Genomic DNA, 22149 nt, shown 5'->3' with positions numbered 1-22149 from the left:
GGAATACTGTGCGTGATGAACCACCCAGCTGTGTGACGCAGCGAACATCTCTCCGGGCCCCCTGTCGTAGTACCCATACCGACGGGTAACGTCCGGGCAGTCCACTCGTGCTCGGGTTTTCAACGGCTGAATCCTCGAGTACCCGCCCAAGCCTTGGACCGCACCTTCGTCGCGTCGCACAACGTCGTGGCGCCGGCGCCCTAAGAGGAGCAGCAGTCTTGCGCGAGTTCAGCCTTCCGGCTCTGTACGAGGTCCCTGCGGACGGCAATCTGACCGACATCATCCGCAGAAACGCCGCGCAGCACCCCGACGTCGCCGTCATCGCCCGCAAGGTCGACGGCGCGTGGCAGGACGTGACGGCGACCGCCTTCCTCGACGAGGTGCGGGCTGCCGCCAAGGGGCTCATCGCCTCCGGTGTCCGGCCCGGCGACCGGGTGGGGCTGATGTCCCGCACCCGCTACGAGTGGACCCTGCTGGACTTCGCGATCTGGAGCGCCGGCGCGGTCACCGTGCCGGTGTACGAGACCAGTTCGCCGGAGCAGGTGGCCTGGATCCTCGGCGACTCCGGCGCCACCGCCTGCGTGGTGGAGAGCGACGGCCACGCGGCCGCGGTGGAGTCGCTGCGCGATCGGCTGCCCGCGCTGAAGCACGTGTGGCAGATCGACGGCGCGATCGCGGGCGGTGCGATCGCCGAGCTGGGACGGCTCGGTCGGGACGTCACCGACGAGACGGTCGAGGAGCGCAGCTCCGTCGCCGGGGCCGACGACCCGGCGACCATCGTCTACACATCCGGCACCACCGGCCGCCCCAAGGGCTGCGTGCTCACCCACCGCAGCTTCTTCGCCGAGTGCGGCAACATCGTGGAGCGGCTGCGCCCGCTGTTCCGCACCGGCGAGTGCTCGGTCCTGCTCTTCCTCCCGCTCGCGCACGTCTTCGGCCGGCTGGTGCAGATCGCGCCGATGATGGCGCCGATCAAGCTGGGCTGCGTCCCGGACATCAAGCAGCTCACCGACGAACTGGCCGCGTTCCGGCCGACGTTGATCCTGGGCGTGCCGCGGGTCTTCGAGAAGGTCTACAACTCGGCGCGGGCCAAGGCGCAGGCCGACGGCAAGGGCCGGATCTTCGACCAGGCGGCGGACACCGCCATCGCGTACAGCAAGGCGCTGGACACGCCGTCGGGCCCGTCCCTCGGTCTGCGGATCAAGCACAAGCTCTTCGACCGGCTCGTGTACGGCAAGCTGCGCGCGGTGCTCGGCGGGCGCGGCGAGGCCGCCATCTCCGGCGGCGCGCCGCTGGGCGAGCGCCTCGGCCACTTCTTCCGCGGCATCGGCTTCACGGTGCTGGAGGGGTACGGGCTCACCGAGTCCTGCGCGGCCACCACGTTCAACCCCTGGGACCGGCCGAAGATCGGCACGGTCGGACAGCCGCTGCCCGGCTCGGTGGTCCGCATAGCCGACGACGGCGAGGTGCTGCTGCACGGCGAGCACCTGTTCAAGGAGTACTGGAACAACCCGGGCGCGACGGAGGAGGCGCTGGCCGACGGCTGGTTCCACACCGGCGACATCGGCACCCTCGACGAGGACGGGTACCTGAGCATCACCGGGCGCAAGAAGGAGATCCTCGTGACCGCGGGCGGCAAGAACGTGGCGCCGGCCGTGATCGAGGACCGGATCCGCGCGCACGCGCTGGTCGCGGAGTGCATGGTGGTCGGCGACGGGCGGCCGTTCGTGGGCGCGCTGGTCACCGTCGACGAGGAGTTCCTGGTCCGCTGGGCGGCGGAGCACGGCAAGCCGGAGGGGTCCACGGCGGCGTCGCTGAGCGAGGACCCCGATCTGATCGCCGCGATCCAGACGGCGATCGACGACGGGAACGCGGCGGTGTCCAAGGCGGAGTCGGTGCGGAAGTTCCGGGTGCTGCCTGCTCAGTTCACGGAGGAGTCGGGGCATTTGACCCCGTCGTTGAAGCTGAAGCGGAATGTGGTGGCGAAGGATTACGCGCACGAGATCGAGGCGATCTACGCGAAGTAGGCGTTTTTCGCCCCCGTCGCCCCTTCCCGTCCACGGGGGCTCTGCCACCCGGCCCCCCGCTCCTCAAGCGCCGGAGGGGCTGAGTTGAGGCCGGAGGGGCCGGCTTGCGGCCGGGGGGCCGAGTTGGGATCAGAGCAGGGCTTTCAGTTTGTCCGCCAGGAGGTCCCAGCGCCATTTCTCCTCGACCCAGGCCCGGCCCCGCTCGCCCATCCTGCGGCGGAGTTCCTCGTCGGCGAGGAGGGCGATGACGCGGTCGGCGGACTCGGCGGGGGTGTCGCCCCGGACGACCCAGCCGGTCTCGCCGTCGAGGACCGCGTCGGGGGCGCCGCCCGAGTCACCGGCGACGACGGGCAGGCCGGTCGCGGAGGCCTCCAGGTAGACGATGCCGAGCCCCTCCACGTCCAGTCCGCCGCGCCGGGTGCGGCAGGGCATCGCGAAGACGTCCCCGGCGCCGTAGTGGGCGGGCAGCTCGGACCAGGGCACGGCGCCGGTGAAGCGGACGGAGCCGGCCACCCCGGTGTCCTGGGCGAGCCGGCGCAGGTCCTTCTCGTAGGGCCCGCCGCCGACGATCAGCAGTACGGCGTCCGGCTCGGCGGCCAGGATCGCGGGCATGGCGCGGATCAGCGTGTCCTGCCCCTTGCGCGGCACCAGCCGGGAGACGCAGACGACCACCGGGCGGTCGGTCAGGCCGAGCCGGGCCCGGACCTCGTCGCCGCCGGAGCCGGGGTGGAAGGTCTTCTCGTCGACCCCGGGCGGAAGCCGCACCATCCGCGAGGCCGCGCCGGGCGTGAGCGCCCCCGCGATCCGCGAGCGCGTGTACTCGCCGAGGTAGGTGAGCGTGTCCGTGGACTCGCCGATCCGGCGCAGCAGTTGCCGGGCGGCGGGGAGCTGGGCCCAGCCCGCCTCGTGGCCGTGGGTGGTGGCCACGATCCGCTCGGCGCCCGCCCGGCGCAGCGCCGGCGCCATCAGTCCGAGCGGCGCCGCCGCCCCGAACCACACCGAGGTGCACCCGTGTTCGCGCAGCAGGGCGACGGCCTGCCGGGTCGCCTGCGGGGTCGGCAGCAGCATCGGCGTACGGGCGCGTACGACGGTGAAGGGCTGCTCGGCGTCGAAGGCGGCTGTAGCCTCGACGCCCTCCCGGGAACGCTTCCAGGTGGAGGCGTGGACGACGAGGCGCTCGGGGTCGAGCCGCAGCGCCATGTTGTGCAGGAATGCCTGGATGCCGCCGGGCCGGGGCGGGAAGTCATTGGTCACGATCAGGGTCTTGTGCATCGTCGCCGACCCTACCGAACCGCCGGCGCCCGGCACCGAACCGGCCGGGAGGGCTGATTCGGCGCCGGGTCCCGGCGGGCCGCTGTGGCACGCTCACCGGGGTCCGCGACATCATGGCCCCTCAGGGCCGCACACGGACGGGCAGGAATCACTTGAACCCTCCCCCAGCTCAAGCGAGGGGATTCCTGGCTCAGGAAGCCCCACAGGTCAGCGACCTGCAAGGTCCTACTCCCTCAACACCAGCCGGGACGGAACCTGCCCGGTTTGTCGAGCGAAGCTCGGGTGTGCCGTCTTGGCTCTCGATCGGCACGGTGTGCGCGCTTGGTTCTCGCAACGCACGGCAGGCACTCCACCCGGTCACGTACCCCCGCCCCGGCCTGAAGGCCTGGGCGTCCTCGAAGGAGATCACGTGAACACGATGGGCTCGCGCGGGTCCCCGGCTCGGCTGCTCGTGCTCTGGGGGCTGACGAGGACCGTCCTGCTGTTGTGGGTCCTGAAGGTGGTCGTCTTCCCCGGCCCGGACGTCACCAGCGACGTGTCCGGGATCTACCGGGGCTGGTACGACGTCCTGCGCACCGGAACGTTCCCACTGGACGACGTGACCTGGCAGTACCCGCCCGCGGCGGCGCTGGCGATCCTCTCCCCCGGTCTGCTGCCGTTCCTGGAGTACGCCACGGCGTTCTTCGTCCTGGTGCTCCTCGCCGACCTGGCCACCCTGGCACTGCTGCTGTACGCGGGCGGGCGGCCGGGCCGAAGCCGTCGCGGCGCCTGGGTGTGGGTGGCGGGCGTGCCGCTGCTCGGGCCGACGGTGTACGCCCGCTACGACGTGATGGTGACCGCGGTGGCGGTGGCCGCGCTGCTGGCCGGTGCCCGGCGTCCCCGGTTGCTGGGGGCGCTGGCGGCCTTCGGCGCGTTGCTGAAGGTGTGGCCGGCGATGCTGCTGCTCGGTGTCCGCCGGCGTTCCGCGTGGGTGTCGGCCGTGGTGACCGGTGTCGCGGTGGCGGGCGTGTTCGCGGTGTTCATGCCGGGCGCCTTCGCGTTCCTGGGTTTTCAGCGCGACCGGGGCACGGAGGTGGAGTCGCTGGGCGCGCTGGTCCTCCATGTCGCCCGGCACCACGGCTGGGACGGCCAGGTGCTGCTCAACTACGGCTCGGTGGAGTTCCTCGGCCCGTATGTGACCTGGGTGAGCACGGGCGCCATGGTGCTGACCGGGGCGGCCCTGGCCTGGCTGGTGCTGTGGCGGCTGCTGGCCACCCGCTTCGAGCCGCACACCCTCGCCGACGCCGCGTTCGTGGCCGTGCTGATGTTCACCACCACCAGCCGGGTGATCAGCCCGCAGTACATGGTGTGGCTGGTCGGGCTCGCCGCGGTCTGCCTGTGCCACCGTGGGAGCCGGATGCGGCTGCCGGTGGCCCTGGTGCTGGTCGCGTCGTTCGTGACGGTGCTGGAGTTCCCGCTGTGGTTCGCGCACGTCGTGGCCAGTGACCCGCTCGGCATCGCCCTGCTGTTCCTCCGCAACGGCCTGCTGGTGGCCGCCACCTTCCTCGCCGCCCGCACCCTGTGGCGCGCGACGGTCCCCCGAGGGCTCCCGCCCGCGGCTCCCGCCCCCCACCCCCGGAGCGCCACGAGAACACCGGTCTCCTCCTGACTCCGGCCCGGTCTCCCGGTGCGGCGAACGTCCGGGCCGGGTCAGTCGAGCTGCTCGCGCAGGTAGTCCTGCCAGGCGAAGGTGAAGGCCTCCGGTGTGGTGCCGAGGACTCGGTGCATCGCGTCCTCGACCGCGCCGTCCCGCCGCGCGTGCGCGCCCACGGCGCGATAGAACGCGCCGAGGCGTTCCTCGCCCCAGCGCTCCGCGATGAGGCGGCAGGCCATCCAGCCGCTCTCGTAGGCGCGGGCGAGGTCGTCGGCGTCGCCGGAGAAGCCGAAGTCGTCGTCGTCCGGCAGCCCGGAGGGCACCTCTCCGTGCCTCACCGCACGGGCGAGTTCCGGTGCCGCGTCGGCCGGGAGGCGGTCGCCGCCCCGGTAGCCGACCCAGTCGGCGAAGCCCTCGGACAGCCACAGCGGGGTCGAGGCGGTGGTGTGGGCGCGGGTGGCGACGTGGGTGGTCTCGTGGGTGACCACGACCTGCCGGCCCGAGTCGCCGAGCATTCCGAAGGCGTCCGGGTTGACGATGACCCGGTCCGCGGGTGACTTCGCGCCGGCACCGGTCTCGCCCGTGGTGACGGCCGCGATCCCCCGGTAGGAGGAGGCGGGCGAGCCCAGCAGCCCCGCCATCTCCTCCAGGGAGCCCGGGACCAGGACGACGACGCGCCGTTCCCACCGCGGACCCCACGCGTCCGACACCGACGGCACCGCGCGGTCGGCCAGTTCGGCGTAGTCGCGCAGTTTCCCCTCGGGCTGTCCGACACCGAGCACCAGGCTCCGCTCCCCGTGCACGGCACGCACCGCTCCCTGGTCCCACAGCTGCCGGCCGGCCTTCTCGGCCGGCCGGTCGGAGTCGACGGACCACCGGCCGTCGTCGTGCCGGGTCAGGCGCAGGGTGCGGGCGGTGGTGACCGGGGCCCGGTCGTAGCCGGCGACGCGGTAGCCGAGGTCGGCGTCGACGGTGGCGGTGTCGCCCGTGCGGCGCACCGCGGTCACGCGGTAGGCCCAGTCGGCCAGCGGCACCTCCCGCAGGCTGTCGTACCCGGCCCGGGTGCCGGTGCGGGCGTAGGCGGCGGCGTCGTGGCCGAGGACGGCCCCGGCCCGCCGGTCGAGCAGTGCCTGCACCTCGGCGTGCGCGCCGTCGACGGCCGGCCGGTCGCCGCAGCCGACCAGGGAGACGAGCAGCAGACACAGCGCCATCACCGGCGCACCCGACACCCGCCTTCGACCAGCCATCCTTGTGAGGGTACGGGCGCCGGACCGCTCCGGTCAGACCCTGGTGACGGAGGAGACCGGCATCATCCCGACCGGGTCGTAGCGCACGGGGGCGCCGGGGTGGGGCGCGTGGATCACCTGACCGTTGCCCGCGTACATCCCGACATGGCTGGCGTCGGACCGGTAGAGCACCAGGTCGCCGGGTCGGGCCTGGGAGAGCGGGACCTGCCGGCCGGCGTGCCGCTGGGCCTGCGAGGTGCGTGGCAGGGCCACTCCGGCCTGCGCGTACGACCATTGCATCAGGCCGGAACAGTCGAATCCGGAGGGCCCGTTGGCGCCCCAGACGTAGGGCGAGCCGAGGGCGGAGCGGGCGGCGGCGACGGCGGCGGCCGCGCGGCCGGAGGCGGCCGCGGCACCGATCGGGCCGGGCAGGCCGGATCGGCCGGATCGGGCAGCCCGCTCGTAGGCGGCGCGTTCGGCCTCGGGGAGCGCGTCGAGCAGCCGCCGGGCCTCGGCGAGTTTGCGCTCCACGGTCTTCTTGTGGGCGGCGGCCGCCTTGCGGCTCCGCTCCAGCTCTTCCAGCTTGCGGGAGGCCTGCGCGCGGTTCTGGTCCAGGGAGCGCCCGGCCTTCTGGAGTTCCTTCAGCCGGCCGGCCTGGCGGGCGGTGAGCCGGTCGAGCACCGAGGCCCGTTCGAGGTAGTCCTCCGGGTCGTCGGAGAGGAGCAGGGTGAGGGAGGGGTCGAGCCCGCCGGAGCGGTACTGCGCGCCGGCCAGCGAACCGAGCGACTCCCGCAGGGTGTTGACACGCTCCTGCTGCCGGGCGATCTCGTCCTGGACGGTGTTGATCCGCCCCCGCAGGGCGTCCGCGCGGGAGTCGGCCTCGTTGTACGCCTCGGTCGCCCGCTCGGCCTCCTCGTAGAGGCGGTCCACGTCGGCCGTCGGGTCGTCGTGCGGGGCGGCCGTCGCCGGTACGGCGCCCAGGGCGGCTGCCGCCGCGGACAGGAGGCCTAAGGCGACGGTGGTGCCCCGGTCGAGACCGGGGGAGGGTGCAAGGCGTCGATGGGACCCCACGGGGACCGCGCTCCTTCCGCTGACGGACGGGGAAACGCGGCAGACAGTAACCCCGGGGCGGGCGACCGACCAACGACCCGGGTGGCCACACACGGTGACGCCCCGCCTCTGACCGCAGGTCACAGGCGGGGCGCGGGGTCGGGCGGCGGGCCACGATTCCCCCGAACGGAGGCACGCGACCCCGCCGCGGCCGACAGGAGGCCGACAGGAGTACGGGGCTCCGACGAACCCTGTGGTCCGACCGCTCCTAGACGCGGACGCCGAACATGAACGGGCCGCCGATGGTGTTCATCGACTCGTAGCGGACGACGGTGCCGCTGCGCGGGGCGTGGATGATCTGGCCGTTGCCCGCGTAGAGACCGACGTGGTGCAGGTCGTTGAAGAAGAAGACCAGGTCGCCGACCTGGAGCTGACTGGCCGAGTAGATCCTGGTGCCCGCGCCGGTCTGCGCCTCGGAGGTGCGCGGGAGGCCGACGCCGGCCTGGGCGTACGCCCAGGAGGTGAGGCCCGAGCAGTCGAAGGAGGACGGGCCGGTGGCGCCGTAGACGTAAGGGGTGCCGAGCTTGCTCTGGGCGGCGGCGAAGGCGGCGCCGGCGCGGCCGGAGCCGCTCGAGACCGGGGCGGAGGTGCCGGTGCCGGCGGCGGTGCCGGCGTCGGTGCCGGAAGCCTTGAGGACCTCCCGCTCGCTGGCGCGGGTGGCGCGGGCCTCCTCCTCGGCGAGCTTCGCCTTCTCCTCCGCGGTCAGGCTGTTGAGCAGCTTCTGCGCGGCGCCCAGCTTGCCCTGGACTTCCTTCTTCTTCTTGCCCAGTTCGGTGCGGGTGGAGGCGAGGTCCTCGAGCTTGCCGGAGGCCTCGGAGCGCTGCTGGGCGAGCTCGCGCTGCTTCTCCTGGATCTTCTTCAGCGCGTCGACCTGCTGGATGCTGAGCTGGTCGAGGGTGGACGCCTTGTCGAGGTAGTCGTCCGGGTCGGCGGAGAGGAAGAGCTGGAGCGAAGGGTCCAGGCCGCCGCTGCGGTACTGGGCGCTGGCCATCGAACCGAGGCCGTCGCGCAGTTCGTTGAGCTCCTGCTGGCCCTTGGCGACGTTGTCCTGGATGGTGGAGATCTCCTTCTGGAGCTTCTCCTGCTTCTCCTTGGCGCCGTTGTACTTCTCGGTGGCCTGCTCCGCCTGCTGGTAGAGCTTGTCGACCTTGGCCTTCACCTCGTCCTTGCTCGGCTTCTCGCTGGGGGCCGCGTTGGCGGCCTGCGAGCTCAGGACGACGGCAGCTGCGGCAGCGGTGGTGAGCACAGTGACACGTGCCCGGTTCGGCTGCTTGGGACGACGGTGGGACGCCACGGAGGCGAGCTCCTTCTTCCTCCAGCCGCCTACCGACACGCCGGCGGGCGGGACCTCCGCCGTCGCCACCCCATGTGAACGATCACCCGAGCGGAGGTTCGAGGCCTGACCCTAGTGATTCTCTTGTGATCAGTTCAAATCCTCGGGCACAAAATCTATGTCACAGTGCGTTTCTCTGCCCTCAACTCACGTGCAGTGATATCGACCTGACACTACGTTGCGTGAATACCGCGCCAATTCGGTCAATCAGCAGGTACGTTGCGGTTGGGGCTTACGTTCTGGATGGGACGTACCGCACCGCCGCCGCCACCGGACTTCGTGTTCTGCGCCCTACGCCCGGGAGAAGCGCTTCAGCAGGACCGCCGACGCGACCGGGCGGGCACCCGCGCGGGCGACTCCGTCGGCGACCTCTCGGTCGGTGGAGACGACGATGACCGGCCGCCCCGGCGGCTCGGCCCGGACCAGCTGGCGGATCAGCTCGTCGGCGGTGACACCGGGCTTGGAGAACAGCACCCGCACCCCGCGCGGCGGCGCCAGCAGCACGGGAGCGACCAGTTCGGCCCCGTCGAAGACGCAGGTCACCTCGGCGCCGGTCTGCGCGGCGAGCTGGGCGAGCTGGCCGAGCACCCGCAGGCGCTGCTTCTCCAGCGGCATCTGGGGATAGCCGGTCTTGGTGACGTTGTAGCCGTCGACGACGAGATGCGCCTGCGGCAGCGCCAGCAGCTGGTCGAGGACGGCCGGGTCGTCCTCGGACAGCGCGCGGGCCGCGATGTCCTTGGGGGACATGCGCCCCGGCTCGACGGCGTCCACGGTCTCGGCGGGCCGGACGGACACGGGGGGCAGCGCGAGCTCGCGCCGGAGCCCCTGGGCGGCGTCCAGCACGGTGTCCAGGAGCAGCCGCACCCGCATGTCCTCGACGCTGCGGCCCTCACGGGCGGCCCGGCGGGCGGCCTCCAGGGCGGCCTCCGACTCGCCGAGGCGCGCCTTGAGGCGCCGGCTCTCGCTCTCGGCGGCGGACACCTGTGCCTGCCCCTCGGCGCGGACGGCGTCCATCTCCCCCTGCAGCTTGCGCAGCGCGGCCGCGCCGCGCTTGACGTCACTGAGCGCGGACCGCAGCTTGCGGTGCAGGGAGTCCGCTTCTTTCCTGGCCGAGTCCAGGTCGCCGCGCAGCCGCTCGGTCTCGGACCTGGCGTGCTCGCGGGCGTGGGCGAGTTCGGCGCGCAGCCGCTCCACCTCGGCCCGGCTCTCCTCGTCGGCGCGCTCGGCGTCGGCCCGCTGGGCCTCCTCGCCCGCGGCGGTCACCAGCTTCACCCAGCCGGGCGGCCGCATGACATAGGCCGCGGCCGCCACGTCCAGCGGATCGGCGGCCGGGGGCGGGGAACCCGACTCGAGGGCGCCGGACAGTTCCGGCTGGGCCTCTTTCAGCCGCTCCGCGATGCGCTGGCGGAACAGCGGTTCGCTCTCCAGCGCGGCGGCCATGGCGTTGCCGGCGAACTTGGCGCGGCGGTTCGGGGTGAACCGGGCGTACTGCCTGAGCTGGGCGGGCAACTCGGCGACCGTCAGTCCGCCGAAGCCGTCGGAGACGATCTGGACGACCCGGCGGCGCACGCCGTCGGGCAGCGGACGGTCGAGCACCTCAGCGGCGCCGTCCTCCGGCCTCCCGCCCACGGTCTCCACCATCCGTCACACCCCAATGCCTGTGTGCGACCCCGCGTACGGGGCCTCCTGAGCGGGGCCCGCTCCGCTCAGGAGCCGGCACCCGGCCTGTCGACGAGTTCCACCTGGTCCACGGCGTTGCACCAGCGGCACCGCACCGACTCGATCGTCTCACCGAGGACCTCGCGCTCCTCGACCTTCGGCTCCCCCGCCAGGTCGAGGTGGACGTACTCGACGACCTTGGACGAGCGGGTCACGTCGAACCGGGTGAGGTTGCCGCAGAGGGTGCAGCGCCACCGTGTCGAGGCAGTCGGCTGGGGGACCGTCATCGTGGCTCTTCGCCTTTCTTCCAGTGTCCGTGACGTGCCGGGCACCCCGGCACGTGTGGCACGTAACCCTACGGCCTGGCGGGTCCTCGCCGCCCGCCCGTCCACGGCGGCGAGGCGGTCTGTGCGGTTGCGTCCCCTTACGTCATGCTCTGTGTTCATGATCCGTGACTGGGGGGCGTCGGCCGCCAGAGCGCTGAGGCGCCCGTCGGCACCGGTGACCCACACCCTCATCGTCCTGTGCTGCGCGGTCTTCCTCATGGGGCCGGCCTCGGGGCTCGATCCGGCGTACGGGTCCGGGGAGGAGCTGCCGGCCGCGCAGCGGAGCTACTTCCGCCGCTGGGGCGTGATCCCCGCAGAACTGTTCGAAGGCCACCCCGGCGCCGCCCTCGCCCCCGCCACGGCCCTGTTCGTCCACGGCGGCTGGGTGCATCTGCTCGGCAACATGCTCTTCCTCCATGTCTTCGGGACGATGGCCGAGGCACGGATGGGCCGCCTGCAGTTCCTCCTGTTCTACGTCGGCTGCGGCTACCTGGCCCTGCTCGGGTACGCCGCCGTCCACATGGACTCCGAGCAGCCCGTGGTGGGGGCCTCGGGAGCCATCTCGGCGGTCCTCGGCGCGTTTCTCCTCCTGTTCCCCCGGGCGCGGGTGACCAGTCTGCTGCCGTTCCTGTTCTTCCTGCCGGTGCGCTTCCCGGCGTGGGTCGTGCTGCCGTTCTGGGCGGTGTCGCAGTGTCTGGCGGCGGTGCCCGCCTCCGACGGTCCCGGGGTGGCGTACCTGGCGCACCTGGTGGGCTTCGGGCTGGGCTTCTGCTGCGCGTGGGCGCGTTTCCAAGGGGCGACTACAGTGAGAGCCGCCCCAGCTCCGGCCCCCGAGGGAGAGAACCAGCCGTGATCACCGCGATCGTCCTCATCAAGACCAGCGTGGACCGGATCCCCGAGATCGCGGAGCAGATCGCCGCGCTGGACAGCGTCAGCGAGGTCTTCTCCGTCACCGGCACCTACGACCTGATCGCCATCGTGCGGGTCAGGCAGCACGAGGACCTGGCGGAGGTCATCCCGGGCCGGATCAGCAAGATCCCGGGCGTGGAGGGGACCGACACGCACGTGGCGTTCCGCGCGTACTCGCAGCACGACCTGGAGGCCGCGTTCGCGATCGGTCTGGACAGCTGAGGCGGCCACCGCGGTCGGGCGGCCGGATGCGTCGGAGATGAAGAGTTCTCCATCCGGGTTCCTTCGTGGATGCCACCGGCTTCAGCCAGGGGGAGGAAACGGAGTTCCTGCGGAGCAGAGCACGGGGGCTGGGACCCGCCGCCCGGGCGGATCCCAGTGCCCTGGCCCCGATGCTGTTACTGGCCGTGGTCGTCGTGGTCAGTACGGCGGCCCATCCGGTCCTGCAGTCCCGTTCCGCCCGTTCCTCGGCCCTGGTGCCGCTGGTGGTCGCGGCCTCCGTGGGCGTCGGGGTGAGCCCGGTCGCGGCGCCGAACTCCTCACCGACGCCACGGAACGCGCCCTGCGCATGATCGTCCTGGGCACCCGTCTGCCCGGTCCCGCCTCCGCCGGGCTCCGGCCCGCCGTCCCGGGCGGCCCGGCTCAGGCGGACGTGTCCGGTACGCAACGGCCGGCGACCGTGCGGTAGCTCCACCGGGCGCCGTCCCGCACGAGCTCCCTGACGGCGCGGACGAAGCGCTCCACGTGTTCGTCCGGTGTCCCCGCGCCGAAGCTGACGCGGATCGCGTCGAGGGGCCTCTCGCCGGACGCCGCCTCGGGCGCACCGCACTCGCCCGGGGTCCGCGGGTCACCGCCGAGCAGGGCGCGCAGCAGCGGGTGGGCGCAGAACAGCCCGTCCCGTACGCCGATGCCGTACTCGGCGGACAGGGCCGCGGCGAAGTGGGAGCTGTTCCAGCCGTCGACGACGAAGGAGAGCACTCCGACGCGCGGCGCGTCGTCCCCGAACAGGGACAGGAACCGCACCTCGGGCACGTCCGCGAGCCCGGCCCGCACCGTGCGGATCAGCCGCTCCTCGCGGGCGGCCAGCGCGTCGAACCCGGCCTCACGGAGCGCCTCGCAGGCCGAGGCGATGGCGTGGGCTCCGATGACGTTGGGCGAGCCCGCCTCGTGCCGGGCCGCGCCGTCGTGCCACCGGACGTCCAGCGCACCGTCCTCGCGCCGGGTGACGGTGCGGCTGGCGCCGCCGCCCGCGAGGTAGGGCTCGGCCTGGCGCAGCCAGTCGGCGCGGCCGGCCAGGACACCGGAGCCGAACGGCGCGTACAGCTTGTGCCCGGAGAAGGCCACCCAGTCGACGTCCAGGTCACGCACGCTCACCGCGCGGTGCGGGGCGAGCTGGGCGGCGTCCAGGACGATCCGGGCGCCGTGCGCGTGGGCGGCGGCGGCCAGCTCCCGTACGGGCCACAGCTCGCCGGTGACGTTGGAGGCACCGGTGACGCAGACCAGGGCCGGGCCGTGGGGCTCACGGTCGGCGAGGGCGTGCTCCAGGGACCGCACCGCCTGCTCCGGACTGTCCGGGGCGTCGAGGAGGGTGACGCGGGAACCGCCGCGCCAGGGCAGCAGCGAGGCGTGGTGCTCGGTCTCGAAGACGAAGACCCGGCAGTCGTCCGGGAGGGCGGCGGCGAGCAGATTGAGCGAGTCGGTGGTGGACCGGGTGAAGACCACCTGGTCGCCCTCCCGTCGCCCACCACCGCCCTTGCCGGACCGGGCTTCGCCCGGGCTGTCCTCGATGCGGCAGTCGAGGAACTCGGCGACGGTCCGGCGGGCGCTCTCGAAAAGGTCGGTGGAGAGTCGGGAGAGATGTCCCGCGCCCCGGTGGACGCTGCCGTAGTACGGCGCGTACGCGGCCACGTCGTCCCACACACGCTGGAGTGCGGGGGCGCTGGCGGCGTAGTCGAGCGCGGCGTGGCCGATCTCGCCGCCGGTGACGAGCGGGACGGCGACGTCGCGCCCCAGGACCGGCAGCAGCGCACCGCCGAACCGGTCGCCGGCGACGGCGGGGGCGGGGGTGACAGCGGAGACCGCGGGGACAGTGGCGGGGGCGGAGACGGCGGAGACGGACATGGGTGGACTCCCGTGGGGGCAGGCGGAATCACCACGCGAGCGCACACGGCTCGAGCGTGGGAGAGGCGAAAGGAGGGGTGCGGAGGCGGGGCTCTGCGGCCTCTTCGGGGCCGTCAGAAACGCCCTAGCGCATTCGCTGGTTCACCGGGAGGCTCCCTCGAACGACCAGGACCCCTGGTGTCTCCACTCGATCGAGTGCGAGGGGTCCGCGCTTGCCGCGAGCCCTGCTGCTCGCGGCCTGGTCCTCACCCGGGGCACCCCGCCACGGACGGAGGGTTGCCGGACAGCCGGCCGGGGCCTGATGGCTGTCGCTCATGACCTGGTCCCAGATCCTGCCACACGGTCCGCGACGCGCAAGGCGCGGTCCGGATCCTGGACGGTTCCGGACCGCGCCCCTGTCGCGTCGGATGCGGCCGGGCGGCGGCCGAACGGGGGCCGGCCGCCGCGGCGGTTCACGCGTTGCTGACCGCCACCCAGTGCTCCAGGACCCGCTTGGCGGCTCCCGAGTCGATGGACTCGGCGGCCTCGGCCATCCCCGCCCGGATCTGCTCCGCCAGGGTTCCGGCGCCCGGCTTCAGCGCCACCAGCGCCGCCGCCGAGTTCAGCAGCACCGCGTCCCGCACCGGGCCCCGCTCGCCGTCCAGCAGCCGCCGGGCGACCTCGGCGTTGTACGAGGCGTCGGCACCGCGCAGCGCCTCCAGCGGCACGGGCTCGATGCCGACGTCCCGCGGGTCGAAGTGCTCCTCGGTCACCTTGCCGTCCCGGACCACCCACACCCGCGAGGTGCCGGTGGTCGTCAGCTCGTCGAGGCCGTCGTCACCGCGGAACACCAGCGAGGAGTGACCGCGGTCGGCGAACACACCGGCCATGATCGGCGCCATCCTCGGGTCGGCGACCCCGACGGCCTGGGCCCGGACCCGGGCCGGGTTGGCCAGCGGGCCCAGGAAGTTGAACACCGTACGGATGCCCAGCTGTCCTCGCGCGGCGGCCACATGGCGCAGCGCCGGATGGAACTTCACCGCGAAGCAGAAGGTGATCCCGGCCTGCTCGGCGACCTCGGCGACCCGCCGCGGGGTCAGCTCCAGGTTGACGCCGAGCTTCTCCAGGACGTCGGAGGCACCGGACGCGGAGGAGGCGGCCCGGCTCCCGTGCTTGACGACCTTCGCCCCGGTGCCCGCGACGACGATCGAGGACATCGTGGAGATGTTCACCGTCTTGGCGCCGTCGCCACCGGTGCCGACGATGTCGACGGTCTCCCCCGGCACCTCGATCGCGATGGCGTGGTCGTACATCGCCCGGACGCAGCCGACGATCTCGTCGACCGTCTCTCCCTTGGCCCGCAGGGACACGGCGAACCCGGCGATCTGCGCGTCGGTGGCCTCACCGCGCATGATCAGGTCCATCGCCCAGGCCGTGTCGTCGGCGGACAGGTCGTGTCCGTCCAGCAGTCCGTTCAGCAGGACGGGCCAGGAGCGGTCCGCCGCGGTATTGCCTCCTGCGGGGGTCACAGCGCTCATCTGCCGCTCCTGGGTCGTAGACAGGTGTAAAGGGGGTTCGTCCCCCACCTTATCCAGCCCGGAGCACGGCGAAGGGCCCCCGTCCGGTCTGCGGACGGGGGCCCTTCGCCGTCGTGTGGCGACTTGGATGTCGTACGAGGTTCAGGTGATCAGTGGTGGCCGTGGCCGCTCGTGATCTCCTTGTACTCCTCGACGGTCGGCTTCGGGATCTGGGACCCCTCGCCGTAGTACTCCTTGCTGAGCTTGGCGCGCAGCCTCTCGGTCGGCTTCACCTTGCGCTCGACGCCGTTCTCGTCGACCAGCGGGCCGATCTCGACCGGCGCGTACTGGTGGTGCGCCGTGAGGGTGTGCAGCTGTTCCTGGCTGAGCGGCTCGTGGACCTCGATGAACTCACCGTGCGGCAGGCGCTTGATGATGCCCGACTCGCGGCCGTGCAGCACCTTGTCCTTGTCCCGGCGCTGCAGGCCGAGGCAGATCCGCCTGGTGACGATGAACGCGACGACCGGTCCCAGGAAGAACCCGATGCGGACGAACCAGGTGACCGCGTTGATCGAGAGGTTGAAGTGCGTGGCGACGATGTCGTTGCCACCACCGATCAACATGATCATGTACGCGGTGACCCAGGCGACACCGAAGGCCGTACGGGTCGGGGCGTTGCGCGGCCGGTCCAGGATGTGGTGTTCGCGCTTGTCCCCGGTGATCCAGGACTCGATGAACGGGTAGAGCGCGATCATCGCGAGGAAGACGCCGAACAGCGCCAGCGGGATGAAGACGCCCAGAACCAGCGTGTGACCCCAGAAGTTGACTTCCCATCCGGGCATGGCACGGACCAGGCCCTCGGCGAAGCCCATGTACCAGTCGGGCTGAGCCCCGGTGGAGACCATGTCCGGCCGGTAGGGACCGATGTTCCAGATCGCGTTGATCGACACGGTCGCCGAGATGATGGCCAGCACACCGAAGACCAGGAAGAAGAAGCCTCCGGCCTTGGCGATGTACACCGGCAGGAGCGGCATGCCCACGACGTTCTTGTTGGTCTTGCCGGGACCCGCGAACTGCGTGTGCTTGTGGTAGAAGACCAGGATCAGGTGCGCCACCACGAGGCCGAGCATGATGCCCGGCAGCAGCAGGATGTGGATCGAGTAGAACCGGGCGACGAAGTCCGTCCCCGGGAACTCCCCGCCGAACAGGAACATCGAGATGTACGTGCCGACGATCGGCACGGACAGGATCGCGCCCTGCGTGAAGCGGACACCGGTGCCGGAGAGCAGGTCGTCCGGGAGCGAGTAACCGGTGAAACCGGTGAACATGCCCAGGACGAACAGCAGGAAGCCGAACACCCAGTTGATCTCACGCGGCTTGCGGAACGCGCCGGTGAAGAACACGCGCATCATGTGCACGAACATGCCGGCGAGGAAGACGATCGCCGCCCAGTGGTGGATCTGCCGGATCAGCAGACCACCACGGATGTCGAAGCTGATGTCGAGCGTCGACTTGTACGCCTCACTCATCAGCTGTCCCTGCATCGGGACGTAACTGCCGTGGTACACCACCTCGTTCATCGACGGGTGGAAGAACAGCGTCAGATACACACCCGTGAGGATGATGATGATGAAGCTGTAGAGGCAGACCTCACCGAGCATGAACGACCAGTGGTCCGGGAAGATCTTGCGCATGTTGGCCTTGGCCAGGGAGTAGATCCCCAGCCGGCCGTCCGCCCAGTCGGCGACCCGTTCGCCGGCCGGCGCCTTCCCGCGGGAGCGGCCCGCGCCCGATGGGTTCGTGCTGCTGGTCGTGGTACTCATCCGCGCTCCCAGAATGCAGGACCGACGGGCTCGTCGAAGTCGCCGAGCGCTTCGAGGTAGCCCTCGTCGTTCACACCGATGCGCAGCTGCGGCAGGGCGTGTCCGGCGGGACCGAAGATCACCCGGGCGCCGTCGGCAAGGTCGAAGGTGGACTGGTGGCAGGGGCACAGCGCATGGTGCGTCTGCTGCTCGTACAGGGAGATCGGGCAACCGACATGGGTACAGATCTTCGAGTACGCGAGGATGCCCTGGTGCGACCACTCGAGCGACTGCTTGTCCTTGATGTTGTCCGGCTGGATGCGGACGAGCATCAGGGCGGCCTTGGCGATCTCGTTCATGAACCCGTGCTGGTCCTCCTCCAGGCCCTCGGGCTTGGCGAAGGTCAGCGAGCCCACGGCGATGTCGGACGGCCGCATGGGCTCGTTCGTGTTCATGTTGATGAGCAGCTTGCCCCTGGACCACAGGGTGTGGCGCAGCTTGTCCTCGGGCAGCGGCCCGAGGTCACGCAGCAGCACCACTCCGGAGAGCGGGAACAGGGCGAGCGCGCCGAACATCGTGTTGCGGATCAGCTTGCGCCGTCCGAGCGCCGACTCCTTGGCGCCCTGACGGAAGTCGTCCATGACCTTCTCGCGGACCTCGGGCGAGGCCGTGATCGGGTGCCGCTCGTCGGTGAGCTCCTGGTCCGACATCAGCGTGCGGGCCCAGTGGACCGCGCCGGCGCCGATGGTGAACAGGGCGATGCCGAGGGTCGTACCGAGCGCGAAGTTCAGCGCGCCGATCCGGCCGAGCGGGAAGATGAAGACGGACTTGTCGATCGGGATCGCCACGTACGAGGCGATGAAGGCGACGGTGGCCAGCATCGACACCGTGAACAGGAGGGCGACCGTACGCTCGGACCGCTTGGCGGCCCGCTCGTCGACGTCCTGGATCCGGGGCTCGTGCGGAGGCAGCCCGGGGTCGGCGAACGGGTTCTTCTCGTCCGCGACGCGGACCGCGCCGTGCGCGGCGCCCTGCTCCGCGGGCAGCTTCTCGTCGGGAGTCTCTTGGCTACTCATGACTTCCTGGCCTTTGCGGTCCGAGCGGCGACCCAGGCGGCGATCACGATCAGCCCGCCGAGTCCGAAGATCCATGCGAACAGACCTTCGGCGACCGGGCCGAGCCCGCCGAGCGCCAGGCCGCCGGGGCTCTCGGTGTCCTTGCCGTTGACCGCGTTCACGTAGGCGATGACGTCCTTCTTGTTCTGCTCCGACAGTGAACCGTCGGGGAAGGAGGGCATGTTCTGCGGGCCGGTCAGCATGGCCTCGTAGATGTGCTTGGGGTCCACGTTGTCGAGGCTCGGGGCGTACTTGCCGTGCGTGAGCGCACCGCCCTTGCCGGTGAAGTTGTGGCACTGCGCGCAGTTGTTGCGGAACAGCTCACCGCCCTTGGCGATGTCGGCGCCCTCGGGGCCGTACTGCTCCTCGGTGGGAATGGCCGGACCGGCACCCAGGGAGGCGATGTACGCCGCCAGCTGGTCGATCTCGGCCTGGTTGTAGACGGCCTTCTTCCGCGGGAGCTGCGCGCTCTGCGAGGTCGCGGCCGGCATGCGGCCGGTGGCCACCTGGAAGTCAACGGCCGCGGCGCCCACGCCCACCAGGCTGGGGCCGTCGGTGCTGCCCTGACCGCCGGTTCCGTGGCAGCTGGCGCAGCCGACGGCGTAGAGCTTCTTGCCCTCCTCGATGGCGAGGGACTGGGCGGTTTCGTCGGCCTGCGCCTTGCTCGCGGGTGCGAACACGGCGTACAGCCCCCCGGTGCATGCCAGCGCGAGGAGCAGAACGACGAGCGCCGCCAACGGGTGGCGTCGTCGTGCGGAGAGCTTTTTCACGGATTACCCCGGTGTCAGGATCTTCTGCGTCGATGCTTCTGGAGAGGTGCGCTCTTCGAGCGCGCGGATTCGAGCCCGCCTACTTGATCATGTAGATCGTGGCGAAGAGGCCGATCCAGACGACATCGACGAAATGCCAGTAGTAGGACACGACGATGGCCGCCGTCGCTTGGTCATGAGTGAACCTCCGAGCCGCGTAGGTCCGGCCGAGGACCAGCAGGAAGGCGAACAGGCCGCCCAGAACGTGCAGGCCGTGGAAGCCGGTGGTCAGATAGAAGACCGAGCCGTACGGGTCGGAGGAGATGGTCAGACCGTAGTGCTTGACCAACTCGGTGTATTCCAGGACCTGACCGCCGATGAAGACCGAGCCCATGATGAACGTGACGATGAACCACGCCCGGAGCTTCTTCACGTCACCGCGCTCGGCTGCGAACACGCCGAGCTGGCAGGTGAGTGAGGAGAGCACCAGGACCGTGGTGTTCGTCGCCGAGAACGGGAAGTTCAGGGTGTCGGCCTGCTTCGACCAGAAGTCGGGTCCGGTCACCGATCGCAGGGTGAAGTACATCGCGAAGAGGGCCGCGAAGAACATCAGCTCGGAACTCAGCCAGATGATGGTTCCGACGCTGGTGAGGTTCGGTCGGTTGACCGACGGGAGCGCGTGCCCGGTGTCTACTGTCGTTGCTGTCGCCACGCCGACATTATGTCGGTCGCTTATCCCGCCCTCACCCCGGGGGGTGCCGTTCGGTGTGTTCGCCCCTCCCGCAGGGCCCGGATGGCCCATCGAAGTGACGTCCGAACCAGTGTTGACAAGCTGTCCGAAGGGGTAGCATCCGCGCCATCGGCACGCGCGGTACCGACGATGCCGAGCCCCCTCAGAAGCGTGGAGGAACAATGCAGGCGACCGCCACGGTGCTGGTCTACAGCGACAACGCCAACACCCGGGAGCAGGTGCGGCTCGCCACCGGCCGGCGGCCGGCCCCGGACACGCCCGTCGTGGAGTTCCTGGAGTGCGCGACCGTCCCGGCCGTCCTCGAGGAGCTGGACCGGGGCGGCATCGACGTCTGCGTCCTGGACGGCGAGGCCACGCCCATGGGCGGCATGGGCGTGTGCCGGCAGATCAAGGACGAGATCTTCGAGTGCCCGCCGGTGCTGCTGCTCATGGGCCGTCCCCAGGACGCATGGCTGGCCACCTGGAGCCGTGCGGAGGCGGCTGTGACGCTGCCGGTGGAGCCGGTGGAGTTCGCCTCGGCCCTCGCCTCCCTGCTGCGGCAGAAGAGCGCCCTGAACGCCTGAACGCACGGCCCTCAGCGGCGCGGCGCTCGCGGTGGCTCGCGGCTCGGCGCTCGAGGTCAGGTCGGCTGCGGGCGCAGGCGCGCCTTCTCCTCCGGGGCGGGGCCTCCCGCGGCGCCGCCCGTCAGTGCGCTGCCCGCGCGCCAGTCGGTCCAGCTGAGGTTCCAGTCGCCGAAGCCGTTGCCGAACGGATCCATGTCGGCGCCGCCCGAGTTCACGACCGTGACCAGGTCGCCCCTGCGAACGGTGTTGTAGAACCACTCGGCCTCGCCGGTGCTCATGCCGACGCAGCCGTGGCTGACGTTGGCGTAGCCCTGGGAGCCGACGGACCAGGGGGCGGCGTGCACGTACTCGCCGCTCCAGGTCACCCGGGTGGCGAAGTGGACGGGCATGTCGTACGAATCGGCGGAGCCCTCGGCTATGCCGATGGTGCTGCTGCGCATCTGCACGGTGCGCTCCTTGCCGAGGACCACCTTGATGCCGTTGCGCGTCTCGAACCCGGGTTTGCCGGCGGTGACGGGGATCGTCCTGATCTGCTTGTCGCCCTTGTAGACCGTCAGCCGGTGCGACGCGACGTCGGTGACGGCTACGACGCGTTCGCCGGTCCTGATCGTCAGCGGTTCGGTCCTGCCGCCCCGGAGACGGTCGTTGATCCTGACGCCCTCCAGGGTGCTGCGCACCCGGACGGTGGCGTTCTCGGGCCAGTAGTCCTTCGGGCGGAAGTGGAGCTTCTTGTCGTCCACCCAGTGCCAGGAGCCCTCCACCGGGGGCGTGGAGGACACCTTCAGGCCGCGCTCCACGACGGCGCGCTGCGCGGGGTCCGCGACCGGCTCGGTCAGCTCGGCGGTGAGCGGCTGGCCGACGCCGTAGGTGCCCGCCTCGGGGCCGAAGGCGACGCCCAGGCTCTTGGTGGCGGGCTTGCCGGTGGTGAGGGCGAGGACCTTGCGGCCGGGAGCCCCGTCCACGCCCTCGGTGCTCACCCGGATCGTGTAGCTCGCGTCGGCGACGAGCGGGGAGGTGCTGTGCCAGCGGCTGCCGTCGGCGGCGAGTTCACCGGCCACGTGGCGGCCCTTGGTGTCCACGGCCGTGACGTCGGTGATGCGCCCGTCGGAGTCCTCGGCGACGACCTCCAGGGGGGTGTCCGGGTCGGCCGTCGCGCCCTCGGCGGTGGGGCCGTTGAAGGAGATCTGGTCCGCCGCGTCGTAGGGCTCGGCGGACAGCGGGTCGCCGACGGCGGAGCAACCGGCGACGCTCGCACCAAGGGCGATCACCAGCAGCGTGCAGCCGACGACGGTGCGGTTGCGCAGATCACGTCTCATGACCTCACGCTAGGGAGCCTCGTCAACTCCGGCGCGCCGGGCGACTCGAACGAGTGATTTTCGGCGTGGCAGACGCAGGGCCCGGACGCTCCTGACGGAGTGTCCGGGCCCTGCGTCGCGCGACATGTGCTACTGGGTGCGGTTCTCACCGTGGTAGTACTCGAAGGTCCAGCCCCAGATGCTGGCCAGGATCACCGGCATCGCGAAGAACATCAGCCACCAGCCGATGGCGATGGACAGGAAGGCGAGGGCACCGCCGATGCCCAGGAAGAGCGGCTGCCAGCTGTGCGGGCTGAAGAACCCGACCTCGCCGGCGTCGTCGGCGACGTCCGCCTCCTTGTTGTCCTGCGCGCCCACGTCGACCCGCCGGGCGGTGAAGCCCAGGTAGAAGCCGACCATGATGCTCAGGCCGAAGGCCAGGAAGAGGGCCGTGGTGCCGGCCGGCTCCTTCGACCACACGCCGTAGACGACCGCCACGACGAGCAGGAAGAGGCTCAGCCACATGAACATCTTGCCCTGGATCTTCACTTGCCGGCCTCCTTGCCGCCGGAGAGGACCTTCTCACCGTGACCGGCGTTCTCGAGCTGGTCGAGGGCGGCGATCTCCGGGTGGTGGAGGTCGAAGGCCGGGGATTCGGAGCGGATCCGCGGCAGGGTGAGGAAGTTGTGCCGCGGCGGCGGGCACGAGGTGGCCCACTCCAGGGAGCGGCCGTAGCCCCACGGGTCGTCGACCTCGATCTTC

The 22149-nt window shown here is 71.2% G+C and carries 20 protein-coding genes, 2 pseudogenes and 1 riboswitch; of the genes and pseudogenes, 7 read left to right on the top strand and 15 right to left on the bottom strand.

Features of this window, described 5'->3' with window-relative positions; translation table 11 throughout:
* Positions 1-218 precede the first annotated feature (218 nt).
* The gene (locus tag AB0I73_RS27360) at positions 219-2027 is read left to right on the top strand and encodes an AMP-dependent synthetase/ligase (protein ID WP_363041607.1); all 1809 of its coding nucleotides are present in this window, start codon (positions 219-221) and stop codon (positions 2025-2027) included.
* A 129-nt stretch (positions 2028-2156) separates the two neighbouring features.
* On the opposite strand, the gene AB0I73_RS27355 is transcribed toward AB0I73_RS27360, so the two are convergent.
* Positions 2157-3299, bottom strand: coding sequence for a glycosyltransferase family 4 protein (locus AB0I73_RS27355; RefSeq protein WP_363041605.1), 1143 nt, complete (start codon positions 3297-3299; stop codon positions 2157-2159).
* 409 nt (positions 3300-3708) lie between these two features.
* On the opposite strand from AB0I73_RS27355, the gene AB0I73_RS27350 reads away from it, so the two are divergent.
* Positions 3709-4947, top strand: coding sequence for a glycosyltransferase 87 family protein (locus tag AB0I73_RS27350; protein WP_363041603.1), 1239 nt, complete (start codon positions 3709-3711; stop codon positions 4945-4947).
* Positions 4948-4988: 41 nt separating this feature from the next.
* Here AB0I73_RS27350 and AB0I73_RS27345 read toward each other — a convergent pair whose 3' ends face one another.
* From AB0I73_RS27345 to AB0I73_RS27325, 5 genes are all read right to left on the bottom strand, one after another.
* Positions 4989-6179, bottom strand: a complete 1191-nt coding sequence (locus tag AB0I73_RS27345; protein WP_363041601.1) for a hypothetical protein — start codon at positions 6177-6179, stop codon at positions 4989-4991.
* Between the two features lie 33 nt (positions 6180-6212).
* Positions 6213-7229: an NlpC/P60 family protein gene (locus AB0I73_RS27340; RefSeq protein ID WP_363041599.1), complete on the bottom strand. Its 1017-nt coding sequence runs from the start codon at positions 7227-7229 to the stop codon at positions 6213-6215.
* Between the two features lie 247 nt (positions 7230-7476).
* Positions 7477-8562 carry an NlpC/P60 family protein gene (locus AB0I73_RS27335; RefSeq protein WP_363041598.1) on the bottom strand — a complete coding sequence of 362 codons (1086 nt, stop codon included), beginning with the start codon at positions 8560-8562 and terminating at the stop codon, positions 7477-7479.
* 330 nt (positions 8563-8892) lie between these two features.
* Positions 8893-10242 (bottom strand): NYN domain-containing protein, encoded by a 1350-nt coding sequence (locus tag AB0I73_RS27330; protein WP_363041596.1) that lies wholly within the window; start codon positions 10240-10242, stop codon positions 8893-8895.
* Between the two features lie 65 nt (positions 10243-10307).
* Positions 10308-10547 (bottom strand): hypothetical protein, encoded by a 240-nt coding sequence (locus AB0I73_RS27325; RefSeq protein WP_109377913.1) that lies wholly within the window; start codon positions 10545-10547, stop codon positions 10308-10310.
* Between the two features lie 157 nt (positions 10548-10704).
* Between AB0I73_RS27325 and AB0I73_RS27320 the strand changes: the two genes are divergently transcribed.
* The 4 genes and pseudogenes from AB0I73_RS27320 to AB0I73_RS27305 all read left to right on the top strand — a co-directional run.
* Positions 10705-11439: a rhomboid family intramembrane serine protease gene (locus tag AB0I73_RS27320; protein WP_363041593.1), complete on the top strand. Its 735-nt coding sequence runs from the start codon at positions 10705-10707 to the stop codon at positions 11437-11439.
* A complete protein-coding gene (locus AB0I73_RS27315) occupies positions 11436-11717 on the top strand; it encodes an Lrp/AsnC ligand binding domain-containing protein (protein ID WP_109377914.1) in 282 nt (93 codons plus the stop codon). The genes AB0I73_RS27320 and AB0I73_RS27315 overlap by 4 nt, the downstream gene beginning before the upstream one ends.
* 170 nt (positions 11718-11887) lie before the next feature.
* Positions 11888-12067 (top strand): hypothetical protein, encoded by a 180-nt coding sequence (locus AB0I73_RS27310; RefSeq protein WP_363041671.1) that lies wholly within the window; start codon positions 11888-11890, stop codon positions 12065-12067.
* Positions 12019-12183 (top strand): annotated as a pseudogene (locus AB0I73_RS27305) (glycerate kinase); the annotation flags it as partial. The gene AB0I73_RS27310 and the pseudogene AB0I73_RS27305, both read left to right, overlap by 49 nt.
* Here the strand turns inward: AB0I73_RS27305 and AB0I73_RS27300 are convergent.
* The 6 genes from AB0I73_RS27300 to AB0I73_RS27275 all read right to left on the bottom strand — a co-directional run bounded on the left by AB0I73_RS27300 (position 12138) and on the right by AB0I73_RS27275 (position 19490).
* Positions 12138-13616: an aminotransferase class V-fold PLP-dependent enzyme gene (locus tag AB0I73_RS27300; RefSeq protein WP_363041591.1), complete on the bottom strand. Its 1479-nt coding sequence runs from the start codon at positions 13614-13616 to the stop codon at positions 12138-12140. The pseudogene AB0I73_RS27305 and the gene AB0I73_RS27300 overlap by 46 nt on opposite strands.
* A 203-nt stretch (positions 13617-13819) precedes the next feature.
* Positions 13820-13936: riboswitch (SAM riboswitch) on the bottom strand.
* Between the two features lie 132 nt (positions 13937-14068).
* Entirely contained in the window at positions 14069-15133 is a 1065-nt protein-coding gene (gene trpD, locus AB0I73_RS27295) for an anthranilate phosphoribosyltransferase (protein ID WP_363041589.1), read from the bottom strand.
* A gap of 149 nt (positions 15134-15282) precedes the next feature.
* Positions 15283-16935, bottom strand: a complete 1653-nt coding sequence (locus AB0I73_RS27290; protein WP_363041587.1) for a cytochrome bc complex cytochrome b subunit — start codon at positions 16933-16935, stop codon at positions 15283-15285.
* A complete protein-coding gene (locus AB0I73_RS27285; RefSeq protein WP_363041585.1) occupies positions 16932-17990 on the bottom strand; it encodes a Rieske 2Fe-2S domain-containing protein in 1059 nt (352 codons plus the stop codon). The genes AB0I73_RS27290 and AB0I73_RS27285 overlap by 4 nt, the downstream gene beginning before the upstream one ends.
* On the bottom strand, positions 17987-18799 hold the full coding sequence (locus tag AB0I73_RS27280) for a c-type cytochrome (RefSeq protein WP_363041583.1): 813 nt from the start codon (positions 18797-18799) through the stop codon (positions 17987-17989). Before AB0I73_RS27280 ends, AB0I73_RS27285 begins: the two co-directional genes overlap by 4 nt.
* Positions 18800-18878: 79 nt before the next feature.
* On the bottom strand, positions 18879-19490 hold the full coding sequence (locus tag AB0I73_RS27275; RefSeq protein WP_109377921.1) for a heme-copper oxidase subunit III: 612 nt from the start codon (positions 19488-19490) through the stop codon (positions 18879-18881).
* Positions 19491-19690: 200 nt separating this feature from the next.
* On the opposite strand from AB0I73_RS27275, the gene AB0I73_RS27270 reads away from it, so the two are divergent.
* Positions 19691-20092 (top strand): hypothetical protein, encoded by a 402-nt coding sequence (locus tag AB0I73_RS27270; RefSeq protein ID WP_363041581.1) that lies wholly within the window; start codon positions 19691-19693, stop codon positions 20090-20092.
* A gap of 56 nt (positions 20093-20148) precedes the next feature.
* Here AB0I73_RS27270 and AB0I73_RS27265 read toward each other — a convergent pair whose 3' ends face one another.
* The 3 genes and pseudogenes from AB0I73_RS27265 to AB0I73_RS27255 all read right to left on the bottom strand — a co-directional run.
* Positions 20149-21408, bottom strand: a complete 1260-nt coding sequence (locus AB0I73_RS27265) for an Ig-like domain-containing protein (protein ID WP_363041579.1) — start codon at positions 21406-21408, stop codon at positions 20149-20151.
* 129 nt (positions 21409-21537) lie between these two features.
* On the bottom strand, positions 21538-21936 hold the full coding sequence (locus AB0I73_RS27260) for a cytochrome c oxidase subunit 4 (protein WP_109377924.1): 399 nt from the start codon (positions 21934-21936) through the stop codon (positions 21538-21540).
* A pseudogene (locus tag AB0I73_RS27255) lies at positions 21933-22149 on the bottom strand (cytochrome ubiquinol oxidase subunit I); the annotation flags it as partial. The pseudogene AB0I73_RS27255 and the gene AB0I73_RS27260, both read right to left, overlap by 4 nt.

This window comes from Streptomyces sp. NPDC050388, from assembly GCF_040655635.1.
Lineage (GTDB): Bacteria > Actinomycetota > Actinomycetes > Streptomycetales > Streptomycetaceae > Streptomyces.
This window is presented reverse-complemented; position numbering and strand designations above follow the sequence as displayed.

Bases quoted from the DNA above. Each gene is read 5' to 3' on its own strand.
- AB0I73_RS27290 (WP_363041587.1), bottom strand. From the start codon at position 16,935: ATGAGTACCACGACCAGCAGCACGAACCCATCGGGCGCGGGCCGCTCC.
- AB0I73_RS27320 (WP_363041593.1), top strand. From the start codon at position 10,705: ATGATCCGTGACTGGGGGGCGTCGGCCGCCAGAGCGCTGAGGCGCCCG.
- AB0I73_RS27330 (WP_363041596.1), bottom strand. From the start codon at position 10,242: ATGGTGGAGACCGTGGGCGGGAGGCCGGAGGACGGCGCCGCTGAGGTG.
- AB0I73_RS27300 (WP_363041591.1), bottom strand. From the start codon at position 13,616: ATGTCCGTCTCCGCCGTCTCCGCCCCCGCCACTGTCCCCGCGGTCTCC.
- AB0I73_RS27285 (WP_363041585.1), bottom strand. From the start codon at position 17,990: ATGAGTAGCCAAGAGACTCCCGACGAGAAGCTGCCCGCGGAGCAGGGC.
- AB0I73_RS27270 (WP_363041581.1), top strand. From the start codon at position 19,691: ATGCAGGCGACCGCCACGGTGCTGGTCTACAGCGACAACGCCAACACC.
- AB0I73_RS27325 (WP_109377913.1), bottom strand. From the start codon at position 10,547: ATGACGGTCCCCCAGCCGACTGCCTCGACACGGTGGCGCTGCACCCTC.
- AB0I73_RS27355 (WP_363041605.1), bottom strand. From the start codon at position 3,299: ATGCACAAGACCCTGATCGTGACCAATGACTTCCCGCCCCGGCCCGGC.
- AB0I73_RS27310 (WP_363041671.1), top strand. From the start codon at position 11,888: ATGCTGTTACTGGCCGTGGTCGTCGTGGTCAGTACGGCGGCCCATCCG.
- AB0I73_RS27345 (WP_363041601.1), bottom strand. From the start codon at position 6,179: ATGGCTGGTCGAAGGCGGGTGTCGGGTGCGCCGGTGATGGCGCTGTGT.
- AB0I73_RS27265 (WP_363041579.1), bottom strand. From the start codon at position 21,408: ATGAGACGTGATCTGCGCAACCGCACCGTCGTCGGCTGCACGCTGCTG.
- trpD (WP_363041589.1), bottom strand. From the start codon at position 15,133: ATGAGCGCTGTGACCCCCGCAGGAGGCAATACCGCGGCGGACCGCTCC.